The 25793-nt window shown below is 40.5% G+C and carries 26 protein-coding genes; 20 read left to right on the forward strand and 6 right to left on the reverse strand.

Going from position 1 to position 25793, the window contains the following annotated elements; genetic code table 11:
• The first annotated feature begins 8 nt into the window (after positions 1 to 8).
• The 11 genes from ACO6S2_RS05885 to ACO6S2_RS05935 all read left to right on the forward strand — a co-directional run bounded on the left by ACO6S2_RS05885 (position 9) and on the right by ACO6S2_RS05935 (position 12674).
• On the forward strand, positions 9 to 1082 hold the full coding sequence (locus ACO6S2_RS05885; RefSeq protein WP_422361586.1) for a COX15/CtaA family protein: 1074 nt from the start codon (positions 9 to 11) through the stop codon (positions 1080 to 1082).
• Positions 1075 to 1971: a heme o synthase gene (gene cyoE / locus ACO6S2_RS05890; RefSeq protein ID WP_422361587.1), complete on the forward strand. Its 897-nt coding sequence runs from the start codon at positions 1075 to 1077 to the stop codon at positions 1969 to 1971. Before ACO6S2_RS05885 ends, cyoE begins: the two co-directional genes overlap by 8 nt.
• A gap of 1 nt (position 1972) precedes the next feature.
• Complete coding sequence (locus ACO6S2_RS05895; RefSeq protein ID WP_422361588.1) at positions 1973 to 2554, forward strand: cytochrome c oxidase subunit 3; 582 nt, start codon at positions 1973 to 1975, stop codon at positions 2552 to 2554.
• 17 nt (positions 2555 to 2571) lie between these two features.
• A complete protein-coding gene (locus ACO6S2_RS05900) occupies positions 2572 to 3321 on the forward strand; it encodes a cytochrome c oxidase subunit 3 (RefSeq protein WP_422361589.1) in 750 nt (249 codons plus the stop codon).
• A gap of 22 nt (positions 3322 to 3343) precedes the next feature.
• Positions 3344 to 3673, forward strand: coding sequence for a cytochrome C oxidase subunit IV family protein (locus ACO6S2_RS05905; RefSeq protein ID WP_422361590.1), 330 nt, complete (start codon positions 3344 to 3346; stop codon positions 3671 to 3673).
• Between the two features lie 57 nt (positions 3674 to 3730).
• Positions 3731 to 4315 (forward strand): hypothetical protein, encoded by a 585-nt coding sequence (locus ACO6S2_RS05910; RefSeq protein WP_422361591.1) that lies wholly within the window; start codon positions 3731 to 3733, stop codon positions 4313 to 4315.
• 22 nt (positions 4316 to 4337) lie between these two features.
• Positions 4338 to 4910, forward strand: coding sequence for a DUF420 domain-containing protein (locus ACO6S2_RS05915; RefSeq protein WP_422361592.1), 573 nt, complete (start codon positions 4338 to 4340; stop codon positions 4908 to 4910).
• 35 nt (positions 4911 to 4945) lie between these two features.
• Entirely contained in the window at positions 4946 to 5203 is a 258-nt protein-coding gene (locus ACO6S2_RS05920) for a hypothetical protein (protein ID WP_422361593.1), read from the forward strand.
• Positions 5204 to 5228: 25 nt separating this feature from the next.
• Complete coding sequence (locus ACO6S2_RS05925; protein WP_422361594.1) at positions 5229 to 5546, forward strand: DUF983 domain-containing protein; 318 nt, start codon at positions 5229 to 5231, stop codon at positions 5544 to 5546.
• Positions 5547 to 5664: 118 nt separating this feature from the next.
• Complete coding sequence (locus ACO6S2_RS05930) at positions 5665 to 9198, forward strand: ATP-binding protein (protein ID WP_422361595.1); 3534 nt, start codon at positions 5665 to 5667, stop codon at positions 9196 to 9198.
• Between the two features lie 2 nt (positions 9199 to 9200).
• The gene (locus tag ACO6S2_RS05935) at positions 9201 to 12674 is read left to right on the forward strand and encodes a hypothetical protein (protein ID WP_422361596.1); all 3474 of its coding nucleotides are present in this window, start codon (positions 9201 to 9203) and stop codon (positions 12672 to 12674) included.
• Positions 12675 to 12924: 250 nt separating this feature from the next.
• Here ACO6S2_RS05935 and ACO6S2_RS05940 read toward each other — a convergent pair whose 3' ends face one another.
• Positions 12925 to 13680, reverse strand: a complete 756-nt coding sequence (locus ACO6S2_RS05940) for an ABC transporter ATP-binding protein (RefSeq protein ID WP_422361597.1) — start codon at positions 13678 to 13680, stop codon at positions 12925 to 12927.
• A 1-nt stretch (position 13681) separates the two neighbouring features.
• Entirely contained in the window at positions 13682 to 14410 is a 729-nt protein-coding gene (locus ACO6S2_RS05945) for an MlaE family ABC transporter permease (RefSeq protein ID WP_422361598.1), read from the reverse strand.
• Positions 14411 to 14531: 121 nt separating this feature from the next.
• Here ACO6S2_RS05945 and ACO6S2_RS05950 point away from each other — a divergent pair, with 121 nt between their 5' ends.
• The 6 genes from ACO6S2_RS05950 to ACO6S2_RS05975 all read left to right on the forward strand — a co-directional run bounded on the left by ACO6S2_RS05950 (position 14532) and on the right by ACO6S2_RS05975 (position 20089).
• Positions 14532 to 15227, forward strand: a complete 696-nt coding sequence (locus ACO6S2_RS05950) for an SDR family oxidoreductase (RefSeq protein ID WP_422361599.1) — start codon at positions 14532 to 14534, stop codon at positions 15225 to 15227.
• A 263-nt stretch (positions 15228 to 15490) separates the two neighbouring features.
• The gene (gene ispG, locus ACO6S2_RS05955) at positions 15491 to 17431 is read left to right on the forward strand and encodes a (E)-4-hydroxy-3-methylbut-2-enyl-diphosphate synthase (protein WP_422361600.1); all 1941 of its coding nucleotides are present in this window, start codon (positions 15491 to 15493) and stop codon (positions 17429 to 17431) included.
• Positions 17431 to 17631 (forward strand): DUF6728 family protein, encoded by a 201-nt coding sequence (locus ACO6S2_RS05960; protein ID WP_422361601.1) that lies wholly within the window; start codon positions 17431 to 17433, stop codon positions 17629 to 17631. Before ispG ends, ACO6S2_RS05960 begins: the two co-directional genes overlap by 1 nt.
• Entirely contained in the window at positions 17631 to 17990 is a 360-nt protein-coding gene (locus ACO6S2_RS05965; RefSeq protein ID WP_422361602.1) for an MmcQ/YjbR family DNA-binding protein, read from the forward strand. The genes ACO6S2_RS05960 and ACO6S2_RS05965 overlap by 1 nt, the downstream gene beginning before the upstream one ends.
• Before the next feature lie 274 nt (positions 17991 to 18264).
• Complete coding sequence (locus ACO6S2_RS05970; protein WP_422361603.1) at positions 18265 to 19584, forward strand: hypothetical protein; 1320 nt, start codon at positions 18265 to 18267, stop codon at positions 19582 to 19584.
• Between the two features lie 136 nt (positions 19585 to 19720).
• The gene (locus ACO6S2_RS05975; RefSeq protein ID WP_422361604.1) at positions 19721 to 20089 is read left to right on the forward strand and encodes a response regulator; all 369 of its coding nucleotides are present in this window, start codon (positions 19721 to 19723) and stop codon (positions 20087 to 20089) included.
• Positions 20090 to 20094: 5 nt separating this feature from the next.
• Here ACO6S2_RS05975 and ACO6S2_RS05980 read toward each other — a convergent pair whose 3' ends face one another.
• Positions 20095 to 20535, reverse strand: coding sequence for an SRPBCC family protein (locus ACO6S2_RS05980; RefSeq protein ID WP_422361605.1), 441 nt, complete (start codon positions 20533 to 20535; stop codon positions 20095 to 20097).
• Positions 20536 to 20625: 90 nt separating this feature from the next.
• Between ACO6S2_RS05980 and ACO6S2_RS05985 the strand changes: the two genes are divergently transcribed.
• The 3 genes from ACO6S2_RS05985 to ACO6S2_RS05995 all read left to right on the forward strand — a co-directional run bounded on the left by ACO6S2_RS05985 (position 20626) and on the right by ACO6S2_RS05995 (position 23428).
• Complete coding sequence (locus ACO6S2_RS05985) at positions 20626 to 21231, forward strand: SGNH/GDSL hydrolase family protein (protein ID WP_422361606.1); 606 nt, start codon at positions 20626 to 20628, stop codon at positions 21229 to 21231.
• Positions 21232 to 21384: 153 nt separating this feature from the next.
• Positions 21385 to 22113 (forward strand): hypothetical protein, encoded by a 729-nt coding sequence (locus tag ACO6S2_RS05990; RefSeq protein WP_422361607.1) that lies wholly within the window; start codon positions 21385 to 21387, stop codon positions 22111 to 22113.
• 58 nt (positions 22114 to 22171) lie between these two features.
• Entirely contained in the window at positions 22172 to 23428 is a 1257-nt protein-coding gene (locus ACO6S2_RS05995; RefSeq protein WP_422361608.1) for a replication-associated recombination protein A, read from the forward strand.
• Between the two features lie 333 nt (positions 23429 to 23761).
• On the opposite strand, the gene ACO6S2_RS06000 is transcribed toward ACO6S2_RS05995, so the two are convergent.
• The 3 genes from ACO6S2_RS06000 to ACO6S2_RS06010 all read right to left on the reverse strand — a co-directional run bounded on the left by ACO6S2_RS06000 (position 23762) and on the right by ACO6S2_RS06010 (position 25793).
• Complete coding sequence (locus ACO6S2_RS06000) at positions 23762 to 24664, reverse strand: tetratricopeptide repeat protein (RefSeq protein ID WP_422361609.1); 903 nt, start codon at positions 24662 to 24664, stop codon at positions 23762 to 23764.
• 19 nt (positions 24665 to 24683) lie between these two features.
• Positions 24684 to 25196, reverse strand: coding sequence for a hypothetical protein (locus ACO6S2_RS06005; protein ID WP_422361610.1), 513 nt, complete (start codon positions 25194 to 25196; stop codon positions 24684 to 24686).
• Between the two features lie 207 nt (positions 25197 to 25403).
• Positions 25404 to 25793, reverse strand: coding sequence for an energy transducer TonB (locus ACO6S2_RS06010; RefSeq protein ID WP_422361611.1), 390 nt, complete (start codon positions 25791 to 25793; stop codon positions 25404 to 25406).

The following is a 25793-nucleotide window of genomic DNA, read 5'->3' on the forward strand; positions in this document are numbered from 1 at the left end:
GATAAGAAATGACAAAAGAACCTAAAGCGGGTTTATTTATAAAATTTAATAGCATTACGATCATTGCCGTTTACTTTCTAATATTAGTAGGCGGCATTGTTCGTAGTACGGGGTCAGGTATGGGATGTCCTGACTGGCCGAAGTGCTTTGGTTCATACATTCCTCCAACAACGGAGAGTGAATTACCAAAGAACTACAAAGAGCGCTACGCTGAGAAGCGAATGCAAAAAAATGAAAGGCTGGCTGGACTGGTCAAGGGATTAGGTTTTCCAGGTTTGGCTAGTGATATCCAGAAAGGAAAAAACGTAAAGGAAACTCACGGTTTCAACTTCGCTAGAACCTGGACCGAGTACGTGAATCGCCTGGTCGGCGTAGCAGTAGGTATTTTAATTATTATTTGTACAATATTGTCTTATAGCTATTTACATACTAAAAAGAGAGTATTCTTCCTTTCGGTAGCGGCTCTACTGTTGGTGATTTTTCAAGGATGGATTGGTTCGTTGGTAGTGTCTACAAACCTACTTCCGGGTATGATTACTTTCCATATGATTTTGGCCATTGGCTTGATCGCCTTGCTGCTCAAGGTAAGAGTAATCACAACTAAAGACAGTCTGGAAGGTCTAATGTCCTATAAGCCTTACAAGGTTAAAAGGCTTTTGGTTATATGTATGGTTCTATTTTTTGCGCAAATTCTGATGGGAACTCAGGTAAGGGAAGCCATTGATAGTTTGGCAATGACCTTGGGTGAGGATCAAAGGTTCAGTTGGATAGAAAACTTGGGTATCATATTCTATATGCATCGATCCTATTCATTGATATTATTAGCGCTTCATGCCTATCTGATTTATCGCTTAACGAAAAGCATAAAGGATTTTAGGACTTCCAAATACTTGGTTTGGGGTCTATTGATACTTGTTGTGGCAGAGATTTTTACTGGGGCTATTTTAGCTAATTTTGCACTGCCATATGTATTGCAGCCAATTCACTTGCTATTGGCACTAATGATATTTGGTATACAATACTTCTTGTATTTGATTATTAAGGAAAAGGAATCTTCAACAGGTGAGTTGACTAATGGGTAAGGTAGAAAATCATATCACAGGGACATTGACTACGGGCACTAAAATAGGTGCCTATATAGAGTTATTGAAACCAAGGCTTTCGTTTTTGGTTGCCTTTTCGTCGGGTTTCGGCTACATTCTTGCATCGAACGGACAATTGAATTGGGCTAACTTACTGTTACTCTCGTTCGGCGGTATGCTTGTGTCTGGCGCATCTGTAACCATCAATCAGATCATAGAAATAGAATATGATGCGCTTATGAAGCGCACCAAAAATAGACCTTTACCAACTGGTAAAATATCAAAACAAGAAGCAGGTATTTTTAGCATATTAGTGGCAATACTTGGATTGTATATTTTATACCTATCCACGAATCCACTTACTGTAGTATTGTCATTTGTTTCATTGATTCTGTACAGTTTTGTATATACGCCAATGAAAAGAGTGGGACCAATTGCTGTATTTATTGGTGCTATTCCAGGTGCCTTACCTCCTTTGTTGGGATGGGTGGCAGCTACTGGGGTAATCTCATTTGAAGCACTAATCATTTTCGGTATTCAGTTCATCTGGCAGTTTCCACACTTTTGGGCCATTGCCTGGGTAGGAGATGAAGACTATAAAAAAGCTGGGTTTAAATTGTTGCCGAACAACGGACGAAAGGATTTGAATACAGCGATCAATATCATGATCTACACTTTATTCTTATTACCACTTGGCTTATTGCCTACTTATTTTGGTGTGACAGGGTTGAATTCAGCAGTGATAGTAACCATTTGTGGTTGTGGATTTTTGGCTCAGACTTTTAGTTTGATGAGAGATAACTCGGACAAGGCCGCTTTAAAAATTATGTTTGGTTCATTTCTGTACTTACCGATAGTACAGATCGCCTACATGTTAGATAAAATTTGATATGAACGCAGCAATGACTCTTAAAAAAGATAAAGGTACTCAGTTCAAAATGCACCCAAAGAAGTTTGCGCTTTGGTTGTTTATGGTATCGGTTGTGATGCTTTTCGCTGCATTGACCAGTGCTTACGTGGTGAAGCAGTCAGATGGAGTATGGTTAGATTTCGAATTGCCATTGGTATTCGATATGACTAGTATCATCATTGTGATTAGCAGTGTGGTTATGCAGTTGGCCTATTACTTTGCTAAAAAAGATGAAATTGCTAAGATGAGAGTGATGCTATTGCTGACAGCAGCAACAGGCATCGGGTTCTTGGTCGGACAATATTTGGGCTGGCAGGCCCTGGTGGAACAAGGAGTGTATTTTGTAGGAAACCCTGCAGGTTCATTCTTGTATGTACTCACTGGAGTGCATGGTTTTCACCTCATTAGTGCATTGATATTTATTGCAGTAGTGGCCGTGGCCGCTTTCAAGTATAAGGTACATTCTAAAAGTTTAGATCAGCTCGAAATGTGTGCTACATATTGGCATTTTTTGGGTGGACTTTGGTTGTATTTATACTTATTTTTGACACTTAATCATTAAAATTAAAATTTCAGATCATGGCTGGTTCAGCAGTTGTAGTAGAAGAAAATAACGAGAAATTGTGGCAGGGTGGCGCAGAGCCCATGAAGGCCAGTTATGGAAAACTGATGATGTGGTTTTTCCTTCTTTCAGATGCCTTTACGTTCTCCTCTTTATTGGTAGCGTATGGATTGATAAGATATAGCCATCCGGCGTACGAAGGAGCCATCGAAAACTTTACTTTCTCACAAGCCTATTGGCCAGTACCAGATATGGTATTCAATGGCTTCCCATTGATGCATGGGGTTCATTGGCCTTTGGTTTTCGTAGGGTTAATGACCTTTATTCTTATCATGAGTTCTGTGACCATGGTATTGGCCGTTGAAGCTGGGCAACGAAATGATAGACAAGCAGTAGAAAAGTGGATGCTTTGGACCATCGTAGGTGGTTTGACTTTCTTGGGCTGTCAGGCTTGGGAATGGACTCACTTTATCGTAGGAACTGATGAAGGCGGTAAGCTGTTAGATGGTTCAATTTTCTACGGTGCGAACCTTTCAATGAACCAATATGGACCGCCAAACTTTGCAGCCTTGTTCTTCTTCATTACAGGATTCCACGGATTTCACGTATTTAGTGGAGTAGTGATCAACTTCATTATCTTCTACCAAACAGTAGTGGGTAAATTGGAAAGAAGAGGACACTACGAAATGGTAGAGAAAGTAGGACTATACTGGCACTTTGTAGATCTAGTTTGGGTATTCGTATTCACCTTCTTCTACTTGATTTAAGATATTAAAAACATTTCATAAGATGCAACAAGAAACAAAAGAGCAGGTAGTTATTCCTGCAGATAAAGCAAAGATCAAGCATATTTGGATGGTAACATTGTACCTGTTTTTAATTACAGCAGGTGAATTTGCTATTGCATTTACGTTGGATGCAAGTCCGATCAAGACCGTCATTTTTATTTTTATGACCATAGTTAAGGCCTATTATATCATGTCTGAATTTATGCACTTAGGTCATGAAACTAAAGGATTGAAGTGGAGTATAATCGCCCCTTTAGCCTTTGTAGTTTGGCTGATTGGCGCCTTGCTTATACAGGGAGACGCAATTTTTACCGCTGTTTACGGCGGATAATTTGAAAAGAACTAGATTAAAATGCCGTTGAGAGACGGCATTTTTTTTTTGCTAAAAATGAACAAAACTAAAGCCATACTTCTGTTTCTTACCTTGGTATTTCCAGTACTGATCTATTTGTTTTTACAAGGGTTTGGAAAGAATGAGTTTGATATCCCTGTTTATTATGAAGGAGGGATCACAATGCCATTAGGAGATTGCCCGCCATCAGTTTCAGAACAGGTCTATCAGTTGAATAAGACAGATTTAGACCTTATGCTAAATGAAAATACGAGTGATGGACAAATAGTCATATATGAAGTCGGAAACTCAGATAGCGAATCATTGAGAAATAATCTATATACTTTTCTTGAAAAGTATAAGGATAGAAGCGATGTCGATTTGATATCTGCAAAACAGCTGGAGGATACCGTATTTTCTACTTCCCGCTATGCGTCTTGGAAAAGATATAATTTGCCAGATAGCAATTTGATGCGCTTAGGAAGATGTATATTGCAACTGAATTTGGATGCACAAATGAAAGCAGATAGCGGCTTGGTATTAGTGGATCAAAAACGACGGATCAGAGGATATTATGATCCTTATGAACTGAAAGAAATCGACCGACTAAACACGGAGTTATATATTCTTTTGAGTAAGTAAAACTCAGCAAAACTTGGAGAAGATGAAAGATAGTAAAGTAGCATTGTTGGTAATCGTCCTGCTCTCTGTTGCAGTACCTGGATTAATTGGAGTATTTCTATTTTCACCATACAAAATTTCCGCTGATTATGTCTGGTTAAAGGATATTCCTGCATTTAATGCCTTTGTTAATTCTTTTACTGCGATATTTCTTTTGATGGGAAAAAGATATGCTCGGCAAGGTGAAATTCTTTGGCACAAATTCTTCATGTCTTTCGCTCTTACGTTGGGAATTATTTTTGTGCTGGCCTATTCAATATATCATTCTACAAGTCCATCTGCCGTTTACGGTGATGCTAATTTGAATGGTATTCTCGAGCATGGAGAAGAGGTAAGAATTGGCAACTTGAGATACTTTTATTTAACAGTTTTACTCTCTCATATTGGTATGTCATTTGTGGTGATACCATTCGTGTTATTTGCCTTCTATTATGCGATTGCAGGTGAAATCGAAAAGCACAAAAAGACTGTAAAATATACCTGGCCGATTTGGATGTTTGTGTCAGTCACAGGAGTTTTAGTTTATTTCCTGGCAAGTCCATACTATCCTCAATAATTTTCGTAAAACCATTTGAATAGTAACCCAATCAAATGAAAAAGGCGGTTCTTATCATCGTAGTATTGTTTAGCACGATAGCTGAATCTTTGGCGCAATGTGCTATGTGCAAGACTACCATTGTGAACAATGTTAGCCATGGTGAGTTGAGTCTGGCAGAAGGGCTGAACTTTGGAATTATGTACTTATTTGTGACTCCTTATTTAGCCATCATCGTTATTGGGTTTTTGTGGTATAGAAAAAGTAGAATTCATGCAAAAAGTAAGCTCAAGCGAAGCACTCCTGTCTTGTAAATGCCCTAGATGCAGGGAAGGTAATATGTTTAAATTCTCCTTGAAGGAGAAATGGTTCAACCTGCAAATGCACGACAAGTGCCCCAAATGCGAACAGACGTATGAGCCTGAACCGGGCTTCTACTTTGGAGCCATGTTCGTGAGTTATGCTTTTTCGACAGCCATTACTCTACCTATAGGATTTATTCTGTACAACTTTTTCAATAACCCCAATATCTGGGTATATCTAATAGTTGTGATGAGTGTTGTAGCTTTGCTTTGGCCTGTGATGTTCAAGTATTCCAGAGCTATTTTTCTTCACCTTTTTGGTGGCATCAGATTCAATCCCAAATACTCCGGTTAGAATTATTTTGTGTATTTTGATTGACTGATTTAAAGTCAAGATTATTAATACAAACAAGTACATATTTTCTGGAATTGCGTTATCTGCTGTAGCTTTTGCAGTCCTAGCTTATCTCATTGTGTTCTCACGCATAAATGTAGAAGATGAGGCTGGGAACATCGAACAAACAGTAGTGGAAATCTATGATATGTTTGATGAGGCCTATGCCATTGCAGAAAACAAAATACCTTTTTTTAAACCGATTTTGGGCATAGACTTTTTGGTATACAACCAGAAGGGAAAATTGGAGAGCTGGACCAACAACTTATTGATTCCGCCCTTAGAGGAATTTATTTTGGCGCCTTCTGAGCCTTTACTTTCCAGTAGGCAGGGAGAGTATTTGTTTAAGACTTTTGATAGGATTACTGAAGAAGGGGCCTATAAGGTAGTAGCTTTTGTGCCAGTAAGACGAGTTTTTGATTCTTCGCTTAGATCATTTCCTGACGAGTACAACCGAGAGGTAATTCCAAACAATATTGAGATTGGTTATGGAGCCAATGCCATTCCCATTACCTATGAGGGAAAGGAACTTTTTAGCGTACAGTGGACAGGCACGTCTAATTACACCCCCCAGGCAAACTATTTGATTTTGCTTACCGTTCTTTTGTTTTTTGCAGGCCTTTACTCAACGGCCTATTATCTGGCAATTTGGATAAAGGAAAAAAAGGGTTTCACCTATGGAGCGGTTTTCCTGATGATGACCTTTGTGGTTATACGAGGTGTTATGATTGTGACTGAATTTCCCAGTGCTTACTTTAGATTAGGAGTGTTTGGTAGATCTACCTTTAGATTTGAATGGTTCTATTCCAGTCTTGGTGATGCACTTCTCAACGTGATAGCACTCAATCTTATTTTGGTTTATATACTGGCCCAAAAGGACAATTTTAGATCTTGGATTAGCGAAAAATGGTCGTATTCGATTTCTTACTTTACTATACTCCTGGGTTACTTCGCATTTTACCTTTTTGCCGATACCGTGCAAATTGTTCTCGCTCATTCTCAAATTTCACTGGACATCACAGAATCACTTCAGTTTACAGTTGAAAGAGTTTTTGCCTATCTGCTGATTTCACTGTTTGCCATTTTGTATTTTTTGATCACTTATTTCGGGTTTGAAACCTTCCGGCATATTGATGGCAATCGACGTCAGTTTTTGCGACTTCATTTGGTGTGCATTCTGGTGTCTGGAGCTTTGCTTTTCAAGTACGACAATATTGCCTTGGTCTTGATTGGTAATTTCGTTTATCAAGTTGTAGTTTTTCAATTTAAGCTGCCTGCCAATTTAAAACGATTAAAGTTCGATAGTTTGAATTACTTGATGTTGTCGGCTATTCTCTTGGCATTGGCGGGATCGATTTTGATCTATCGATCATTTGAAAAAAAGGAGACAGATAAGATTAGAAAGTTCGCCACTTATTTGCAGTTGGATCGTGATATTGACGGTGAATATTTGCTGTCTAACTTAATGACACAAATTAAAAATGATCTGGTCATCAACAGCAAAATGATCAACCCACAGGCTCAAAGAAAAAGTATCATTCAGAGAATTCGCCGAACCTATTTCAATACTTATTTTAATAATTACGAAATTGAAATATCCCTATTTGATGAAAAAGGAAATGCAATTTCAAGTAGGCATGAGGGAAAGACTATTACTGATCTTAAACGTAGATATCAGTCACCTGCGTTTGCCACCAGTTATGAAGGCATCTACTATGATGGGCGGATGGATTTACAAAAAAGAAAAAAGTTTGTCTGTTTCGTGCAACTCGAGCGATATAGAAATGTAACCGGTTATTTGGAAATCGAACTTCGACTGAAAAAATTCTCAGGAAAAAGAGTACTCCCCCAGTTGCTGGCCGACCGGTCTCGGCGATCATCAAATGTTTACGATTATGCCATTTATCAAGAAGGAAGTTTGATATACAAATCTGGGGAGTTTGATTATGAGTCAGTCGTAAATGACGAATTGTTAACGGACCCTCAGTTGTATTTGTCAGGAATAGAAGATGAAGGTTACTATCATTTAGGATCAAAATCAGGAACGAAATCTATATTGATCTCAAGTCCAGTTTATTCTGGAGTTAATATCATTTCTAATTTTTCCTTTTTGTTTGCCCTATTTCTTGGCGTGGCAAGCTTGATATTCCTTGTCAATTACCTGATTTTACCTGGAAGGGTGGTTCAACTTAGTTTTTCCACCAAAATATTACTCTATTCGGGAGCGTCCTTTATTATTCCTTTGGTGTTGGTGGGTGTTGCTGTAATGACCAGTACTGATGTTTCGAACAGAAAAGAAATAGACAAGTCCAATCTAAAGAAAGCTTTGGTGATGACTGAAGATGTAAATGATTATCTGAGTGCCTTCTATAGTAGACAGATTAACAAGGAACAACTGGAAAATGACTTGTTTGAGTTAGCACATCATTCGGGTATGGATATCAACTTATATAGTCAGGACGGTCGCTTGCTTACTTCCAGTACACCGTTAATTTTTGAATCCAATATTGTCTCAAAATATTTAGTGGCAGAAGCTATGGATCAACTGGTTACAAGAAGAAAAGAAAGCTTGATTTTGGATGAGTCCATTGGTAATTTTTTATATAAGACTTCTTACGCATCGGTTTTATCTCCGGAGACAGGAGAGTTGTTGGGCGTTTTAGCGGCGCCGTATTTTGCTTCCAAAAACCACTTGAAAAGACAACAGTTACAGGTGTTTGGTAATATCATTAACATATTCACCTTCGTTTTTATACTGTCAATACTTATCGCCTACTTTATTATTTCCAAGCTCACTAAACCTATTGTTGCTATAGCAGATCGTCTGCATGATACTGGTTTTGTTCAGGTGAATCAGCCTATCGAATGGGAGGCAGACGATGAGATTGGTACTTTGGTGAATGAATACAACAACATGCTGAGCAAACTGGAAAGCACTAAAGTTGAATTGGCCAGAAATGAAAAAGAAGCAGCTTGGCGGGAAATGGCCAAACAAGTAGCTCATGAGATTAAGAATCCATTAACTCCGATGAAGCTGACCATTCAGCATTTACACCGAATTTTAGGAGAAAAGGAAGGGGATAAAAAATCACTTGATATTTTACTAAGTCAAATTGATACGTTGGATGAAATTGTAACTTCTTTTAGCCATTTTGCAAAAATGCCGACACCCGAAAACGAACCCTTCGACGTTCGTCAAACGCTTGAAAAGTCAATCGATTTGCATGTTGACAAAACAATTGATAAGGAATTAGAGGAAGGAACGTTTCTTATCATGGGGGACAAAAAATGGTTTGGAAGGATTTTTAACAACCTGATACTAAATGCGTTTCAGTCCATGAAAAATGTTAAAAATCCTTCTTTGTCAGTAGCTATGTATCAGCAGGGAGATAAAATAAAACTGGAGTTTAAAGATCAAGGAGAAGGGATTCCACTGGACATTCAAGACAAAGTCTTTATTCCGAATTTCAGCACCAAAGAGTCGGGGTCCGGTATCGGTCTTGCCGTGGCCAAGAGAGGGATAGAGCATGCGGGAGGAGATATTTGGTTCGAAACAGAAGAAGGAACCGGAACCACTTTCTTCATTGAACTTCCACTTTATCAAGCTTCATAGCTATGATTTTGGCATTTTTTCATCATGCCAGATCCGGTACCCGAAACATCATTTTTTTGTTCGGTTTTTTCTTCTGGGCTCAATCGGTTAGTGCACAGCGTTCTTTAAGATGTACGACCCTACTAGCTGGGCAAACCTCAATATCACTTTTAGATAGCCTCATTATTGAGCCGTCTTCCATCTCATTGAGTCCTGAGACTCCATATATTTACAATGAGAAAAATCATTTGTTGACTTTGGATGCGAAAGAAGAATCCATTGAAGTTTGTTATAGAGTGCTTCCACTAAACAAAAGCAAGGTTTATGCGCACAAATCAAAAACACTCTATGATTCTATGGCTTCGTTCAAGCATCGCCCCACGATTAATAATTATGCCTATCAAAAGGAGGAGTTGTTTGAAACACCAGAAATTTATAAAACCGGGAGCCTGTCTCGCGGTGTAACTTTTGGGAATTCTCAAAGCTTAAATGTCAATTCAGTTTTCAATTTTCAGATGGATGGCAAGTTGTCCGACAATCTGAATATTCGTGCGGATATCACAGACCAAAATGTGCCTTTTCAACCTGAAGGAAATACGCAGCAACTTCGTGAATTTGATAATATCACCTTTGAAATCTACAATGAAAACCTCTCCCTAAAGGCTGGAGATGTGGTAATTACCAATGGGAATTCCAATTTCATGCGGCATTACAAAAATGTGCAAGGAGGACAATTTGATATCGCGTATAATTTAAATGATAAAGTTAGCGCCAAGTCAAGTTTAACAGTTGCAGCTGCCAAAGGGCAATTTGCAGACGTTACCGTACAGGCTATTGAAGGGTTGCAGGGCCCTTACCAATTACCCGGACCAGATGGACAAAGATTTGTAGTAGTGTTAGCAAATTCAGAGCAAGTGTATTTGGATGGGAAGTTGCTGACTAGAGGATATAATCATGATTATGTAATTGACTATAATCTGGGGGAGGTCACATTCAATCCAACGATTCAGATTACTCAGTTTTCTAGGATTCGAGTGACTTATGAATACTCAGATCAGAACTATAGCCGATCTATTGTTAATGCAAGGCAGGAACTCAGAACAGAAAAAAGTAACTTTCATGTGGAGTACTACAGAGAGAAAGACAACAAGAACAAACCGCTGGCCTTTCTGCTCTCCGATAGCGATAAGACACAAATGAGTCAAGCCGGAGATGACCAATTGCCCGTTCCTATCGAAGGAGGCAATGAAGCAGACTTCAATTCAAATCTAGTTTTATATGAACGTAGAGATACGCTGGATTTAGATGGAAATCCCGCATCTGTTTATGTGTACTCCAGAGATTCTACTCAGCAATTGTATCGAGTGTCTTTTTCCAGTGTCGGATCAGGCAATGGAAACTATAGATTGCTCATCAATGATGTGAACGGCCGAGTATATGAATGGATTTCACCAACTTCGGGAGCGAGACAAGGAGATTATGAGGCGGTTCGTTTTGTTCCTGCCCCTAACTCTCGACAGCTGATAGTCATGGGAGCAGAGACTAAGCTGACTAAACATCTGACAGCCTTTGGAGAACTGGCCTTCTCAGATCAAGACCTGAATTTATACTCTTCCCTTGGTAATGAAGACAATAAGGATATGGCCTACAAATTTGGAATGAGGGCAGTGGACGTACCCATTTCAGCTATGCCAAGGTCTAAATTGTCTGCCTCTTTAGATTTTGAACATGACGGAGCTGATTTCCGACCTATTGATCGTTATCGAGCCATTGAGTATGATCGTGACTGGAGCTACTCAGCTCAAGCTGATACTTTTAGAACTGCCGATAATATTTTTAATAGTTCAATCTTACTAGAAAGAGATTTTCAGAACCTTGTTTCTGGTAGATTTTCTCTACGTCAAAAGGAGTTTGCGATCGACGGATTTCAACACGAGGTTGAAGCAAAAAAAAACTTGGGGTCAATAAAATGGTCAGCCAGACATTTTTACCTGAAAAATGAAAACTTGTTAGAAAAGTCTGACTGGCGAAGGTGGTCTAGTGAGATTTTTATGGATAGGTTTTTTGTAGTACCGGGATATAAGATAGAGCTCGATGAAAACGAAGTCCGACTTACTGCCAACGATTCTTTGTATCGAACAGCTATGAATTTCACTGCGCATAATTTCTATCTAAGAAGTAACGATTCACTAAAAGTGAAGTACCGATTGGACTATACTATTCGGGAAGATCGAAATGTACAGAATGGATTTTTATTGCCTTTTACAAATTCGAAAACAGCCTCTGCCAATGCCGCTGCGAATGTGAATGCATCTAATCGGTTGGATTTGACTTTTACTTATCGGCAGGTCAACTATCAAGAGGCTTTCAGTTATCTCGAAGATGAAAACTCCATACTCGGACGACTGAATTGGCAGGGAGGACTGTTGGATGGACATATTAGAACTGATTTGTCCTATGCTACTTCCAGTAGTAGAGAAATTTTACGTGAATACATTTATGTAGAAGTGGCAGCAGGTGAAGGGACACATACCTGGCGCGATTTGAATGGAGATGGCGTTCAAGACTTAACAGAGTTCTTCGAGGCTGTCAATTTTGACGAACGTACTTACATTCGTGTATTTGTTCCTACTATCGATTTTGTAAATGCCTTTAATACCGTATTCATCTTCTCTATAAATTCACAATTGCCTAGAAAGTGGAAGAACAATGGAGGGCTGGGCGAAGTGCTTAGCAAAGTTTCTAACAGATCAAGTGTAAATATCAATAAGAAAAATACCAATGACGATTTTGGATCTAGGTTTAACCCGTTCGAACTAGATATTGATAACGCGGATCTGATTTATGTGCGTGATGCCTTAAGGTCCGTGTTTTTTTACAACCGGTCCGGACGCGGTTTTGGAGGAGATATAGGATATCAAGTCAACCATTCCAAGCAATTGATTTCTCGTGGTATAGAATCCAGGGCAAACCGAGAGTATTCATTGAATCTAAGATTTCATCTTAGTCAGGAAGTTACACTCACTGGAGGTTATAGGCGATCTGAGAAAGAAAATGCATCCCAGTTTCAGACGAATAGAAACTACTTGATCAAAGCAGAGGAATATTTACCTGGACTAATATGGCAGCCAGCTAATAACTTAAGATTTAGTACTTCCTACAGATTGGCCAAGAAGAACAATGTACAAGTAGCTGATGAAAAAGAAAACTCTTCTATTAATGAGGTGTTGTTCGAATCCAGATGGTCTAATGGTATCAAAAATGCACTCAATGCGAGTTTTAGATTGTCAGACATCTCCTTTGAAGGGGATCTCACGAATGCAGCTTCTTATGAATTGCTTGAAGCTCTTCAGCCTGGTACCAATTATTCTTGGCAATTCAATTATAGTCAAAAATTGATTTCAGGCTTGCAGATGAACTTGGGTTATGAGGGTAGAAAATCAGAGGGTAGCCCCACTATTCACATGGGAAGAATGCAGGTAACAGCCTTATTTTAAGTGGTTTTGTGATATCCGTTAACCGCTAAAACAGCTATGTCTGTCGAAATTATACCGCATTTGGTATAATTAATTTTTATCTGCTGGGTTAATTATAGTACTTCGAATAGAAAAATAATCCAATCCTGCTATGATGTTACTTAGTTATCTCGTTAAAAAAGGGGACCAATTTTACTGGAAGGCGTTCAAGCTTGTTGCGGCGCTGATTAGTTATTCTTCATTCTTGATGTTGCTTTGGGTCAACACCTGATTAGCCTCGTTGTCTTTTTACATTCCGCATAAGGTTATTGGCAAAAATGAAATCTTGGAGTTCTTTTACTTCACAGTCGAAAATGGATTCATTATTACCTTCCCATAGCTTCTGCCCCTGGAAAATAAAGCTTACTTTATCACCAATTTCCATCACAGAGTTCATATCATGAGTAACGACCACTGTAGTGATATTTAGCTCTTCTGTAATTTCTTTGATGAGGTTGTCTATCGTTATAGAAGTTTGTGGGTCTAAGCCGGAATTAGGCTCGTCACAGAATAAGTATTTGGAGTGATTGACTATAGCTCTGGCAATACCCACGCGCTTTTTCATACCACCACTTATCTCGGAAGGCATTTTGCCATTCACATTCACGAGTTCTACTCGCTCCAGGCAGTGATTCACCCTTTCCAGTTTTTCTTCTTTGCCCAAATCAGTGAGGACATTGAGAGGGAACATTACATTCTCTTCCACAGTCATCGAGTCGAAAAGTGCGCCACCCTGAAACAGCATGCCTATTTCTCTTCTGATTTCTGTTTTTAGGTTTTTTCCTGCATTTGTAAAATCTCGGCCATCAAAAAGTACCTGACCTTGATCAGGCTGAATCAGACCTACAATATTTTTCAATAGTACACTTTTGCCTGTACCACTTGCGCCTATAATCAGGTTGGTTTTTCCCTGATCGAATTTGATACTGATGTCTTTAATGACCTCTTTGCCGTTGAAAGACTTACTAATGTTTTGTGCTTCTATCATCTTATAGCAAAAGTTTAGTAAGCAAAAAGTCGGCTGTTAGTATACCGATACAGCTATTGGTTACAGCTGCTGTACTGGCTTGCCCTACTTCTAAAGCGCCACCACTGGTGAAATAGCCTTTGTAAGCCGAAATGGCGGCTACAACCAAAGCAAAAGTGAATGATTTGGTCAATGCGAAAGTCACATTGTAAGGAACAAACTCATAGCGTATACCATAGATGTATTCATATCCGGTAAGTGTTCCAGTAAGCGTTCCAGCTAAGAAGCCGCCCATAATACAGAGAAAGGCTGAAAGAATGACCAACATGGGGTACATCAAAAAAGATGCGATAATCTTGGGCAGTACCAGATAGGAAGCCGAGTTGATTCCCATAACCTCTAAGGCATCAATCTGCTCTGATATTCTCATGGTGCCTAACTCTCCAGCAATATTAGACCCAACCTTTCCAGCATAAACGATCGCCATCACTGTAGGAGCGAGCTCCAATATAGTCATGTCTCTTACCACCAGTGAAATCACGTAACTAGGTATAAATGGGCTCACCAAATTATAAGCCGTTTGCAGCGTAGTCACCGCACCGATAAATATCGACACTATCGAAACAATAAAAATAGAATTGATACCAATCTTCATACATTCATCAATCGTCAATCGCACGTACGTGAGAAAACTCTCCCGTCTTACAAACATGGATCCGATAAATAATATAAAGCGTCCGAGGCTAGCCATTCAGTTTTTCAATTTCGCCACCAAAATAACAATTTTCGACTACCTCTCAGAATTTAAAATCACTTTACCAACAATTATTTTTGTAAACCTTTAATTTGCCCCTGACATAATAAGAAATGCTATGAATAAGACAATTGTAGTGTCTGGCGGAACTAAAGGAATAGGCCGCGCCATTATTAAAAAATTTGCATCCGAGGGGTACGATGTAGTGACTTGTGCTCGGAATCAAGGCGACCTCAATGAACTGATTAGCGCCATAACCAGTACGAAGGTACTAGCTATAAAGGCGGATTTGTCAAATGCTGAAGAAGTGAAAAAGTTCGTTGCTTTTGTGAATGACTCCGCGCCTTACGTCGATGTGTTGGTCAATAATACTGGGACATTTTTACCAGGTGAAATTCACAATGAAGCGGAAGGATCACTTGAGCTGATGATCAACACAAACCTTTATAGTGCCTATCACTTGTCTAGAGGACTTATTCCAAAAATGATTGAGAACAAAAGTGGAGATATATTTAACATTTGTTCTGTCGCTGGCCTGAAAGCCTACCCAAATGGAGGATCCTATAGTATTTCGAAATTCGCCATGCACGGGATGTCGTTGGGATTGAGGGAAGAATTAAAACCCCATGGCATTCGCGTGACAGCTGTTCATCCTGGTGCTACGCTCACAGCCAGCTGGGAAGGAGTAGATCTTCCAGAAGAGCGGTTTATCAAATCGTCCGACGTCGCAGAGGCTATTTGGTCGGCTCATCAATTATCTAAAAACTCTGTGGTGGAAGAACTAGTTATCCGTCCGCAGTTGGGGGATATTTAGTCCAAAAATCACAGGTCATTGGAGTATAGGGTCTTAAATAAATTTGATCTAAAAATTCAGTGTAGGAAATTATGGTAAAAGCCATTGTTTGATCCCGACATTTGTCGGATGAGTTTGGGTTTCAATGAAAGGTTGACTGAATTTTATGTCTTGATTTTTTTGATTCGTTTTTTCATCAAGGAAGAAATGAATGTAATTATAGAGTTGGTTGATAATTACCTGTTTTATAACCATTTCTTTCCTCTCCTCACTATTTTTGCATTATGTCTGATTCACATAAATATTGCCCTTCTCTCACTGAATACAAGAGAAGAAAAACCATCGAAGTTAATATTGGTGGTGTGCCGCTCGGAGCAGAAAATCCGATTCGAGTTCAGTCTATGACCACTGTAGACACCATGGATACAGAAGGGTCCATAGAGCAATCAATCCGAATGGTGGAGTCAGGCTGTGAATATGTCAGAATCACGGCACCCAGCATAAAGGAAGCTCAGAATCTAGAAGAAATTAGAAAAGGTCTTAGAGACAAGGGTTATGATGTGCCATTAGTCGCGGACATTCACTTTACCCCAAATGCGGCAGAACTAGCAGCCAAGATTGTAGAAAAAGTCCGAGTGAATCCCGGCAACTATGCGGATAAAAAGAAATTTGAGGAGCTAGCTTATACCGATGAAACCTACGAGTTGGAGCTAAAACGAATCAGAGAGAAGTTTGAGCCGCTGGTTAAACTGTGTAAGGAACATGGTACTGCTATGCGGATAGGTACCAACCACGGTTCGCTTTCAGATCGTATCATGGGTCGATTCGGAGATACGCCCCTTGGCATGGTGGAGTCGGCTTTAGAATTTCTTCGCATCTGTGAGGACTTGGAGTTTTACGACATCGTCATTTCCATGAAAGCGAGTAATACCCGCGTTATGGTGCAAGCTTATCGTTTGTTGGTACATAAACTGGAGGAAGAGGGTTTGAGACCGTATCCGTTACATTTAGGAGTGACAGAAGCAGGAGATGGCGAAGATGGTCGAATCAAATCTGCCGTAGGTATTGGAGCCCTGCTGGAAGATGGTTTAGGAGATACGGTAAGAGTTTCTTTGACTGAAGAACCAGAATTCGAAGCCCCAGTTGCACAAGCTTTGGTGGATCGCTATGCAGAAAGAGCAGGGCATACTCAAATTGCTCCTTTGGCCGAAAGCCCGGTCGATCCATTTGTGTATGAAAGAAGAAATACGAAAGAAGTTTTAAACCTTGGTGACCACAATGTACCTAGAGTCATTGCCGACTTTAGCAAAAAGGAGAAGATCGAAATCAAAGACCTCAAGGAAATTGGACACTTCTATTTGCCAGAGCCTGACAAGTGGCGAATGAATGATACCGGTGCTGATTTTATTTACTCCGGCAGCCAACCGGTAGATTTCATGCTGCCGAATGGGTTGCAGGAAATTATTGATTACCCAGCCTGGAAAGACCTATCAGACCAAAATAAAAAATATCCGCTGGTATCAGTAGACGAGCTTCAAAATATTAGCCAGGATCAGGTGGTTTTTGTATCGATTGAGGCTGAAGAGTTGAATCGTATTGATGCACTCAAAAATTATGAACATGCGATCCTTTTATTGCATACCAACAATACACATGCGATGGCTTCACTTCGTCGATTCATTTTTGAATTGATCATTAAGCAAGTGAACCAGCCTGTAGTTGTTAGTTGGCATCAGGAGATTGCTGATAAAGAAGATTTTCAATTGGCTTCGGCTACGGACATTGGAGGACTACTGATCGATGGACTCGGGGATGGCGTGATGTTGGCAGGAAATAGGAACAAGAAAGTAGAAAATGATACAGCTTTTGGCATTCTTCAGGCGGCCCGTACCCGTATGACTAAGACAGAATATATTTCTTGCCCTTCTTGTGGAAGAACATTATTCGATCTGCAGGAAACCACTGCTATGATCCGAAAAAGAACAGATCATCTCAAGGGTGTAAAGATCGGCATTATGGGCTGTATAGTGAATGGTCCAGGCGAAATGGCTGATGCGGATTATGGCTACGTTGGGTCGGGCAAAGACAAAATCACCTTGTATCGTGGACAGGAAGTGGTGAAGCGAGCAGTACATTCCGACTATGCCGTGGATGAACTGATACAGATTATAAAAGATGACGGCAACTGGGTAGAGCCCGAAGCCATAGAAGCAATCCTGAACTAATGGAAGAAAAGAAAGAAAAAAGTGGTTTGAAGGAGTTCTTCTCGCTTGGAGAGGTATTTGGCTACTTCTTTAGAAAAGAAGACCCTAACCAGAAAAAGGACCTCAATCTCCGCATGATGCACGGTATCAACAAATTTGCCATTATTGCGTTTCTCTTGGGTATGATTTATTTCATTATCAAGAAAACCTTATTGCAATAATGATCAATGTCGAAACCTACCGAGATTACTGTTTATCAAAACCTGGCGTAACAGAAAGTTGCCCGTTTGGACCTAATACCCTTGTGTTTAAGGTAATGGACAAAATGTTCGCCCTTTCGTCCATAGATACCTTTGAGTTTATCAACCTCAAATGCAATCCCGAACGAGCCCAAGAGCTCCGAGCCAATCACCCAGCCATTCAGCCTGGTTATCATATGAATAAACAGCACTGGAATTCAGTTTATGTAGATGGTACGCTGCCAGACGAATTGATCTACGAACTGATCGACCATTCTTATGGACTCATAGCGAATAGCCTCCCTAAGAAACTAAAGACAGAGCTAGAAGGCCTTAGATAGCATCCAGGGTTGTCATTTCGATCGAGCCAACCGGGAGTTGGTGAAGAGAGAAATCTCATCGAGATTATTACAACATATAATGACAATTAGATTCCTCTCCCGAACCATCGGGATCGAAATGACAAGTTAATTGGCAAAATCAGCCTTACCTTCCCTTACTAAACATTAGACTTCCCTTATTGAAACTCACGACTCCCTCATTCTAGGTTTTTATACTGAAAGTAAGTGCCGTATTTGGTCTTATCAATATCGATAAAACCAAATACTCACACTTATGAAAACCAAAGTAAAAACATTGACATTAGGGTTGGCTGGATGCTTACTCTTGTCGCTGACTCCGGGATTTAGATCATCCAACAAAAACCCGATGGATCACAACCACATCAAAGTATGTGGAGCCAAAGGATGTACCTTCAAGACTATTTTTGGTGAGGAATCATCTGAAGGACACAGCCATTTTAAAAATGTAGCCAAAGTCAAACATTCGGTCAATACAGGATTGAGTTATTTAGCTTCAGCACAACAGGAAAATGGAGGCTGGGGAGCTGGTAGTCACAGCTACCAACACGTTCGAGATGCTCATGCCGTGAGCACCGATCCAGCGACCACCGCCATGGTAGGTATGGCGATGTTGAGAACGAACAGCACGCTGGAGAAAGGAGAATATGCTAAGGCATTGGCTAAAGCCACTGAGTATTTATTGAATGCCGTAGAAAGTACCCCAAAGGATAGACTCAAAATCACGGAGTTGAGCAATACGCAGATACAAGTGAAGTTGGGAGATAATATAGATGCCGTGTTGGCCGCACAGTTTTTCAATAATCTATTGGAGCTGGAGGACCTGTCGGCTAAAACTGAAGATCGGGTGAGAGCCGCATTGGCCAGTTGTGTCAAACGCATCCAAACCAATCAAAATCAAGATGGGAGTTTGAAAGGTGATGGTTGGGCTGGCGTACTACAGTCTTCTTATGCCAATCAGGCTGTAGAGGCCGCTCAGGTAAATGACATTGAAATCGACGAGGTCGCCCTGGAAAGGTCAAGAGAGTTCCAAAAAGGGAACTATGATGCTGGCTCCGGTAAAGTGAATACAGAAAAAGGAGCGGGGATTATGCTTTATGCTGTTTCTGGTTCTTTGCGAGCGAGTGCCAAGGAAGCTAAAAAAGCTAAGGACATGATCGATGAGGCCAAACGAAAAGGAGAAATAGATGAGGATGCGGAGTTGTCTGAAGAGCTGTTGGAAGAAATAGGCTTGAGTGAAGAAGAGTCTTCAAGGTTAACCACCAGTTTCAATGTTTTTAAATCAGCCAAGGACAAAGCACAAGAAGACGAAGTACTGAATGGATTTGGTAATAACGGAGGAGAAGAATTTTTGAGCTTCTTGCAAACGGGTGAGTCGATGGTGATTGCCGGTGGAGAGGAATGGATCGAATGGTTTGATAATACCGCAGGCCGTATTGTCCGCATTCAAAATACAGATGGAAGCTGGAGTGGTCACCATTGCATTACGAGTCCCGTGTTTTGTACTGCTACTTGTCTGTTGATCCTATCTATAGATCAGGATATCGCCAGACTCCAGAGACTTGGCGATTCGTAGAAGAAGAATTGAGGGAGGTGTGCTAAAACTTCAGGGTGGGCTATGGCTCATTCTGGAGTTTCAGTATTTTTAAGGTTAGTTAATTCGTAAAAAATTATTGATTAACTTAGACTCAAACCAGTAGAAAGATATGAAGATGACAGTGCTATACGTAGATGATGAATCCATCCCCAGGATCATATTTGATAAAATCTTTGGCTCAAAATACAATACCCTCATGGCCGAATCAGGGCCTGACGCTTTAGAGAAGTTGGCGGCTTTAGAAGACGATCTGACCGTTGTGATTACCGACATGAGAATGCCCGGCATGGACGGCGTAGACTTCCTGGCCGAAGCGCACAAAAAATATAATAACCTCGCCTGTTTCATTTTAACCTCTATGGATCAGGACGAAAAAATCCATCAAGCCGAAACAGACAACTTAATCGAGAAGGTTTTCAATAAACCACTAAATGCCTCAGAAGTAGAAGCAGCTATCGAAGAAGCCCTGAGTCGGGTGGCTTAGGACACTCACTGGCTCTCCACAAACCTTTTGAAATTCTCTAACCATCGTTTGACAGGCTTTTTATAGAGACTCGGAATGAGTATAGCCATCAGGCGAGGCATTACCCAGTTGATGCGCGTGTATTCAATGAAACTTCTATATTCGGTTCGGCCATCATCTAGCGGAGTAAAGATACATTTCATGGTGTTATCCATGTGCTCATGATAGTAGTGGGCTTCGAAGGTATCAGGCAGATTGTTGGCCGTGATGGTTTCTACCAACTCCATCTTTTGACCATTATGTTCATAAAGCATTTTTGAGACAGCACCATTTTCCCCAGCTGTCCCACTTACGAGCTCTTTGCTTACAAATCCTTCCTGATATTCTTTGAGATAGGCGGGGTTAGCAAAGTATTGGGTTACGGTATCCAGCGGTTTGTCTATGATTACGGTGTTTTCAATTTTCATATAGAATCGGTGTTGCTTGTTTAAATTTAGCACATATTAGAGCGGATACTTCATGTAACCTCTTTAATTTTAGAGCAAACAACACCAAAAATGACATACAAATATTTAGCACTTGGAGACTCTTATACCATTGGAGAAGCGGTGGCTGCAGACGAAAGATGGCCGCATATCCTGCAAGGAAGATTGGTCGGAGACGGCATCAAAGTCGAATTGCCAAAAATCATAGCCACCACCGGATGGACGACGGACGAGTTGCAAGCCGCTATTGATAAAGAAAAACCCGCCAAAAACTATGATTTGGTCTCCCTGCTTATAGGCGTGAACAACCAGTACCGTGGTTATCCCATCGATCAGTACAAAAAGGAATTTGAGTCGCTACTTCAACAAGCCATTGCTTTTGCTCAGGATAGGGCAGATCGGACCTTTGTACTTTCCATTCCAGATTATGGTGTAACGCCTTTTGCAGCAGAAAAAGACCCACCGAAAATTGCGAGAGAGCTAGATGAATACAATGCCATAGCCAAGCGTATCTGCGACAAGTATGAGGTGGCCTTTGTGGACATTACGCCGGGAAGTAGAAGAGCAGCTAGTGAACCCACTTTGGTGGCCGAAGATGGCTTACACCCATCGGGAAAAATGTATAAGGAATGGGTGGATGCAGCTTATCCAGTAGTTAAACCCATGTTGAAAAAGTAGATTGGTACTATTCTAAGATTATATATTCATATTCGACTCGAGAGGGGAATTGCCTTTTAAGATTTGAAGAGATTAATTATATAAATCAGGAAATATTATCCATTTTTGAGGGTTAGTGATTGTATCCACCTAATCCCTAATTGAATAAAATTTGTGAGGAGAACTAGTTTTCCTATATTGTTTGTGTTGTGCCTTGTTTTTTACGCTTGTAAAGACAACGTGGTATGCCCTGCCTTTCAGAGTACCTATATTCTGGATGACTCTATACGTTTGGCCAAATACTCCTATTTTGCCAATGACAGTACCCCAAAATTTGCTTCAGCTTCGCGACGAACCAAGTATGGTGTAAACAAGCAAACCAGCTTGTTTCGCAAGAATTATGAGCTCATGACGGCCCCAAAGAAGAATGTCTTGGCTCCGGTTCCTGAAGATACTTCAGAGCTTATCATAGATCAGGGCGAATTCTTAGCCGAAGATTTTGTGGATACCGATACACTGGGTGTAGATTCTCTATCTGCTGCTCCGCTTTTGGCGCAAGTTGAAAAGGACACCGTGCCAGAAGGACCAAGATATAAGTATCGATACGAAGAAACCGCTGCACACAATCAAGAGCAGGTATACTACAACAAGTATTATGGCGAGCTCTTTATTGACAATCGACCACCGCCATCAGCAGAGAAATTGGCAGAAGAAGCCTTGCAGGAATCTGACACTACGCAAGTGAAAAAGAAAGGCTTGGGCGGATTGTTTAAAAAGAAGGACAAAAACCAAGCTGAGCCAGAAACCGTAGAGGAAGAAACCGTTGTAGAAGAAGCCGCGCCCGAGGAGACCGAAGAGGTTCAGGAAGAAACCCCTGCAGAGACCGAAGAAGGTGGACAGTAATCCGTCTGATTTTCATTAATTTTCCATTCTTTTATTACTTTTTTTCGTAGCGTACATTATGCTAGATAATCCCATGCCCTTAGCGGAAAAATTGAGACCCCAGACCTTGGATGAACTGGTGGGCCAAGACCATTTGAAAAATATACTGAAGCGTGCCATCAACTCTGGTGCCGTGCCTTCTATGATTTTGTGGGGGCCTCCTGGGGTGGGCAAAACCACTATCGCCAATATCATTGCCAATTCGGCCAAAATGCCATTTTTCACTTTGAGTGCTATAAGTGCCGGGGTAAAGGATATTCGTGAAGTCATCCAAAAATCGAGACTTGGATCAAAGGCGATCCTGTTTATAGATGAGATTCACAGATTCAACAAAGGCCAGCAAGACGCACTGCTAGGCGCGGTGGAAAAGGGCCAGGTGTCACTAATCGGCGCTACGACAGAAAATCCAAGTTTTGAAGTCAACGCCGCTTTGCTCTCCAGATGTCAGGTATATACTTTGAATGCCTTGGCTAAGGAAAATTTAACAGAACTGATCGACAAGGCCCTGAATCATCCGAATGTATTCAAAGACAAAAAGGTGGAGATCAAAGAGGACCAAGCCTTGATGCGCTTGTCGGGCGGCGACGGACGAAAACTGCTGAATCTCTTGGAACTGGTGGTCGACTCTTTAGATAAGAAAGCTGTAGTTACCAATGAGGTAGTTACTGAAATAGCACAAAAGAAAGCGGCCATCTATGACAAAAGTGGAGAGATGCACTACGATATCATTTCTGCTTTTATCAAGTCGATCCGGGGGAGCGATCCTAATGCGGCGGTGTATTATTTGGCACGAATGATCGAAGGGGGAGAGGACGTGAAGTTCATCGCCAGACGGCTGCTGATCTTAGCCTCAGAGGATATTGGCAATGCCAACCCAACGGCATTGGTGATCGCCAACAATGCCTTTCAGGCCGTGAACGTGATCGGTTATCCGGAATCAAGAATCATACTCAGCCAGTGCGTGACCTATTTGGCCTGCTCAGCCAAGAGCAATGCCTCTTATATGGCGATCAACAAGGCGCAACAGCTGGTGAGAGAAACGGGAGACTTGTCCATTCCTTTAGGCATCCGCAACGCGCCAACCAAGCTGATGAAAGAAATTGGCTATGGCGAAGGCTACAAATATGCCCATGACCATGCAGGCAACTTTGTCGACTTCGAGTTTATGCCGGAAGAGATTAAAGGAAAAGCCCTTTTTAACCCTGGTAAAAACCCACGAGAAGAAGAGATGCGCAAGAAGCTGAAAGCTCAGTGGAAGGGGAAGTATGGGTATTGATGAGCATGTGAGTCCGAGGAGGTTGGCTCGCCTACTAGCGCTCACTTGTAGTGAGTGCTAAATATACATGTGTCATTCAAGGTTTATTACCCAAGCTGCCATCACTTTCATATATTACATCAGTACTTATTGTCCGAGACTACAAGTCTCTAAATACGACATCAAATGATAGGTTTGTCACTCACGAAACGTGAGCGCCAGGGGCGAGGCGGTTGTAACGACCAGCTAAAATCCGTAAGCTGGACTTTTTAAATTTCTATAAAAGTATCAGATAGCACCAGTCTGTGCAAATAACTCAGTAAGCTTATGGATGATAGTGATTGTTACCGACTGTTACTCTTTTAGTTCTTCAATTTTCTGAAGGGCGAAATTTTTATATTGTTCGTCTCCGGTAGAAGCGACCTTGTTGTAGTATTCAATTGCCTTTTCATTCATATCTTTTTTCATGTAAGCGTAGGCGATGTTCGATAAAACAATAGGATCTTGTTTATTAATTATTTCAGCTTGTTTGAACCAAGTAATAGCCTCGTCAAAATTCTCGTTCATAAGGTTGCATGCTCCGATATTCGAATACCCGAAAATATCATCAGGAAATACCTCCACCAGTTTGTTTGAAATAGTTGTTATGTAATCACACGCTGGAGTCTGTTGGTTAAACATGTTGTAGACGTAATCCTGAATTCCACTTTTTTCAGCTTCGATACCATCTTCAATAGGTTCACCTAACTTCCAAAGCCATTTATGTTCAATTTCCATTCCATAGTCTAATACCTGTAGGATATTAGAGGTTTGTTCTTCAAACATTCTTCGTTGACCGAGTGTGATAATCTTGCCAAAGTGCATATCCAATCTTTTGGGGTTCTTTGTCAAACCGCGTGTTAGATAGTCAATAGACTTTTTAAAGAGTTCTTCGTCATAAGAAATGTCTCCGTAGAGATATCCCACAGGTTCTGAATTTGTTGAATCCATAATTTGAAAACTTTGACCCTTGGCAGGGCCCCCATCCATTCTTACAACTTCTTGCTTTGATCTTTGAAGATAGAAATTAAATGCAGAGATAAACATCTCGGGATCACGTGGATAGTTCTCTTCCCATTCTTTAAGGTGCGCGATCGTCTTTGAATCGTCATCTTGATTGCATAGTTCGTTGTAGATATTCTGATAATCCTTCGGAGGCTGTTGTGAACAAGCGGTTCCGATTACTAATACTGCGAGAATAGATATTGAGAATTTCATGGGTGATTTCTTAAATAGATTATTCAGGTCGACCGGCATTGTATAATTCATGCAATCCCTTTTCTGTGCTTACACCTAATCTTCTGTAATTAAGTTTTCCTTTGTTAAAGTCGAGTTCAATTAAGACACTAATGGGTAGTTGATCATGTGTGTTCCAAGATAGGTTATTATCAAAAATTGGTTTTAGATTAAGTTCTTTTGAATCAATATTGGATTCGTTCTCAATACTAAACACACAATTGCTCCCGTCAGAGTAAACTATAATTTGCATTGTTATCCTTCCTGCTAATTTTCTCATTACTTGCTCTGAAATATTGTCGATTAGCAGGTTTGCTATTTCTTTAGGTTCTTTCGTTATTGTTGCTGTGTCAGATTCCAGCGTCATAGTTGCAGTGTTGCATCCTTTGTAAACTTCTGGAAAAAGAGCTTGTGCATTAACAAAGGTCGTTAAGCAACTGAAAAATAAAATGGTCGTGAATTTTATGCTCATATGCAATAGTGGGTAACGCCCATGCATCTCTCTCGTATCCACGCTTGTTTAAACGGCCAAGATAGCCGAACCGCTTCCAACTGCAAAAGTTATTTTTCTTGAGTTACTGTTAATCGAGACTGCTGCGGTACTGCATGAACCAAACCGAACTACTGCTGACTATTGCGGATTGGCGAGGATGTTTCTACCAAGGCTTCGGTCACCCAGCTTTGGATATGAATGATGCATATTGTTGAGCACCGTTTTCATCTAGTTGAATTTCACATTGGCGGCGCTTCTTAATTTCTTCGTTCCGTTGTTAGGTTCTACATATTCCCAAATAGGCATTTCGGTAATCAATTTAATCGCAAGTTTATTGCAATCTGGAGTTGATCCTCTTAAGACCTTCACTTCTGTTGATTTGCCATCTTCATCAATTACAAAGGTTACATAAACTGAAGTTGGTGTTACTTGATCTCCACATTTGATTTCAGGTTTCAAATATTCGTCAAATGCCTTCTGACCTCCAGGAAATTGCCATGGTGAACCTGATTTACCTTGTTCAATGCTCAATTCAAGTGAATCATCCAATTCGACCTGAACATTGCTAGAACTGAAATATGCAAAAAGTATTATGGCTATTAGTTTAGTTAAAATCAT

The sequence above is a fragment of the Reichenbachiella sp. genome, from assembly GCF_965233835.1.
GTDB lineage: Bacteria > Bacteroidota > Bacteroidia > Cytophagales > Cyclobacteriaceae > Reichenbachiella.

Bases quoted from the DNA above. Each gene is read 5' to 3' on its own strand.
- ACO6S2_RS05985 (WP_422361606.1), top strand. From the start codon at position 20,626: ATGACATACAAATATTTAGCACTTGGAGACTCTTATACCATTGGAGAA.
- ACO6S2_RS06000 (WP_422361609.1), bottom strand. From the start codon at position 24,664: ATGAAATTCTCAATATCTATTCTCGCAGTATTAGTAATCGGAACCGCT.
- ACO6S2_RS05900 (WP_422361589.1), top strand. From the start codon at position 2,572: ATGGCTGGTTCAGCAGTTGTAGTAGAAGAAAATAACGAGAAATTGTGG.
- ACO6S2_RS05970 (WP_422361603.1), top strand. From the start codon at position 18,265: ATGAAAACCAAAGTAAAAACATTGACATTAGGGTTGGCTGGATGCTTA.
- ACO6S2_RS05945 (WP_422361598.1), bottom strand. From the start codon at position 14,410: ATGGCTAGCCTCGGACGCTTTATATTATTTATCGGATCCATGTTTGTA.
- ACO6S2_RS05895 (WP_422361588.1), top strand. From the start codon at position 1,973: ATGAACGCAGCAATGACTCTTAAAAAAGATAAAGGTACTCAGTTCAAA.
- ACO6S2_RS05950 (WP_422361599.1), top strand. From the start codon at position 14,532: ATGAATAAGACAATTGTAGTGTCTGGCGGAACTAAAGGAATAGGCCGC.
- ACO6S2_RS05905 (WP_422361590.1), top strand. From the start codon at position 3,344: ATGCAACAAGAAACAAAAGAGCAGGTAGTTATTCCTGCAGATAAAGCA.
- ACO6S2_RS05885 (WP_422361586.1), top strand. From the start codon at position 9: ATGACAAAAGAACCTAAAGCGGGTTTATTTATAAAATTTAATAGCATT.
- ACO6S2_RS05920 (WP_422361593.1), top strand. From the start codon at position 4,946: ATGAAAAAGGCGGTTCTTATCATCGTAGTATTGTTTAGCACGATAGCT.
- ispG (WP_422361600.1), top strand. From the start codon at position 15,491: ATGTCTGATTCACATAAATATTGCCCTTCTCTCACTGAATACAAGAGA.
- ACO6S2_RS05940 (WP_422361597.1), bottom strand. From the start codon at position 13,680: ATGATAGAAGCACAAAACATTAGTAAGTCTTTCAACGGCAAAGAGGTC.
- ACO6S2_RS05980 (WP_422361605.1), bottom strand. From the start codon at position 20,535: ATGAAAATTGAAAACACCGTAATCATAGACAAACCGCTGGATACCGTA.
- ACO6S2_RS05975 (WP_422361604.1), top strand. From the start codon at position 19,721: ATGACAGTGCTATACGTAGATGATGAATCCATCCCCAGGATCATATTT.
- ACO6S2_RS05935 (WP_422361596.1), top strand. From the start codon at position 9,201: ATGATTTTGGCATTTTTTCATCATGCCAGATCCGGTACCCGAAACATC.
- ACO6S2_RS05960 (WP_422361601.1), top strand. From the start codon at position 17,431: ATGGAAGAAAAGAAAGAAAAAAGTGGTTTGAAGGAGTTCTTCTCGCTT.
- ACO6S2_RS06010 (WP_422361611.1), bottom strand. From the start codon at position 25,793: ATGATTTTAACTAAACTAATAGCCATAATACTTTTTGCATATTTCAGT.
- ACO6S2_RS05965 (WP_422361602.1), top strand. From the start codon at position 17,631: ATGATCAATGTCGAAACCTACCGAGATTACTGTTTATCAAAACCTGGC.
- ACO6S2_RS05915 (WP_422361592.1), top strand. From the start codon at position 4,338: ATGAAAGATAGTAAAGTAGCATTGTTGGTAATCGTCCTGCTCTCTGTT.
- ACO6S2_RS05995 (WP_422361608.1), top strand. From the start codon at position 22,172: ATGCTAGATAATCCCATGCCCTTAGCGGAAAAATTGAGACCCCAGACC.
- cyoE (WP_422361587.1), top strand. From the start codon at position 1,075: ATGGGTAAGGTAGAAAATCATATCACAGGGACATTGACTACGGGCACT.
- ACO6S2_RS05910 (WP_422361591.1), top strand. From the start codon at position 3,731: ATGAACAAAACTAAAGCCATACTTCTGTTTCTTACCTTGGTATTTCCA.
- ACO6S2_RS05925 (WP_422361594.1), top strand. From the start codon at position 5,229: ATGTTTAAATTCTCCTTGAAGGAGAAATGGTTCAACCTGCAAATGCAC.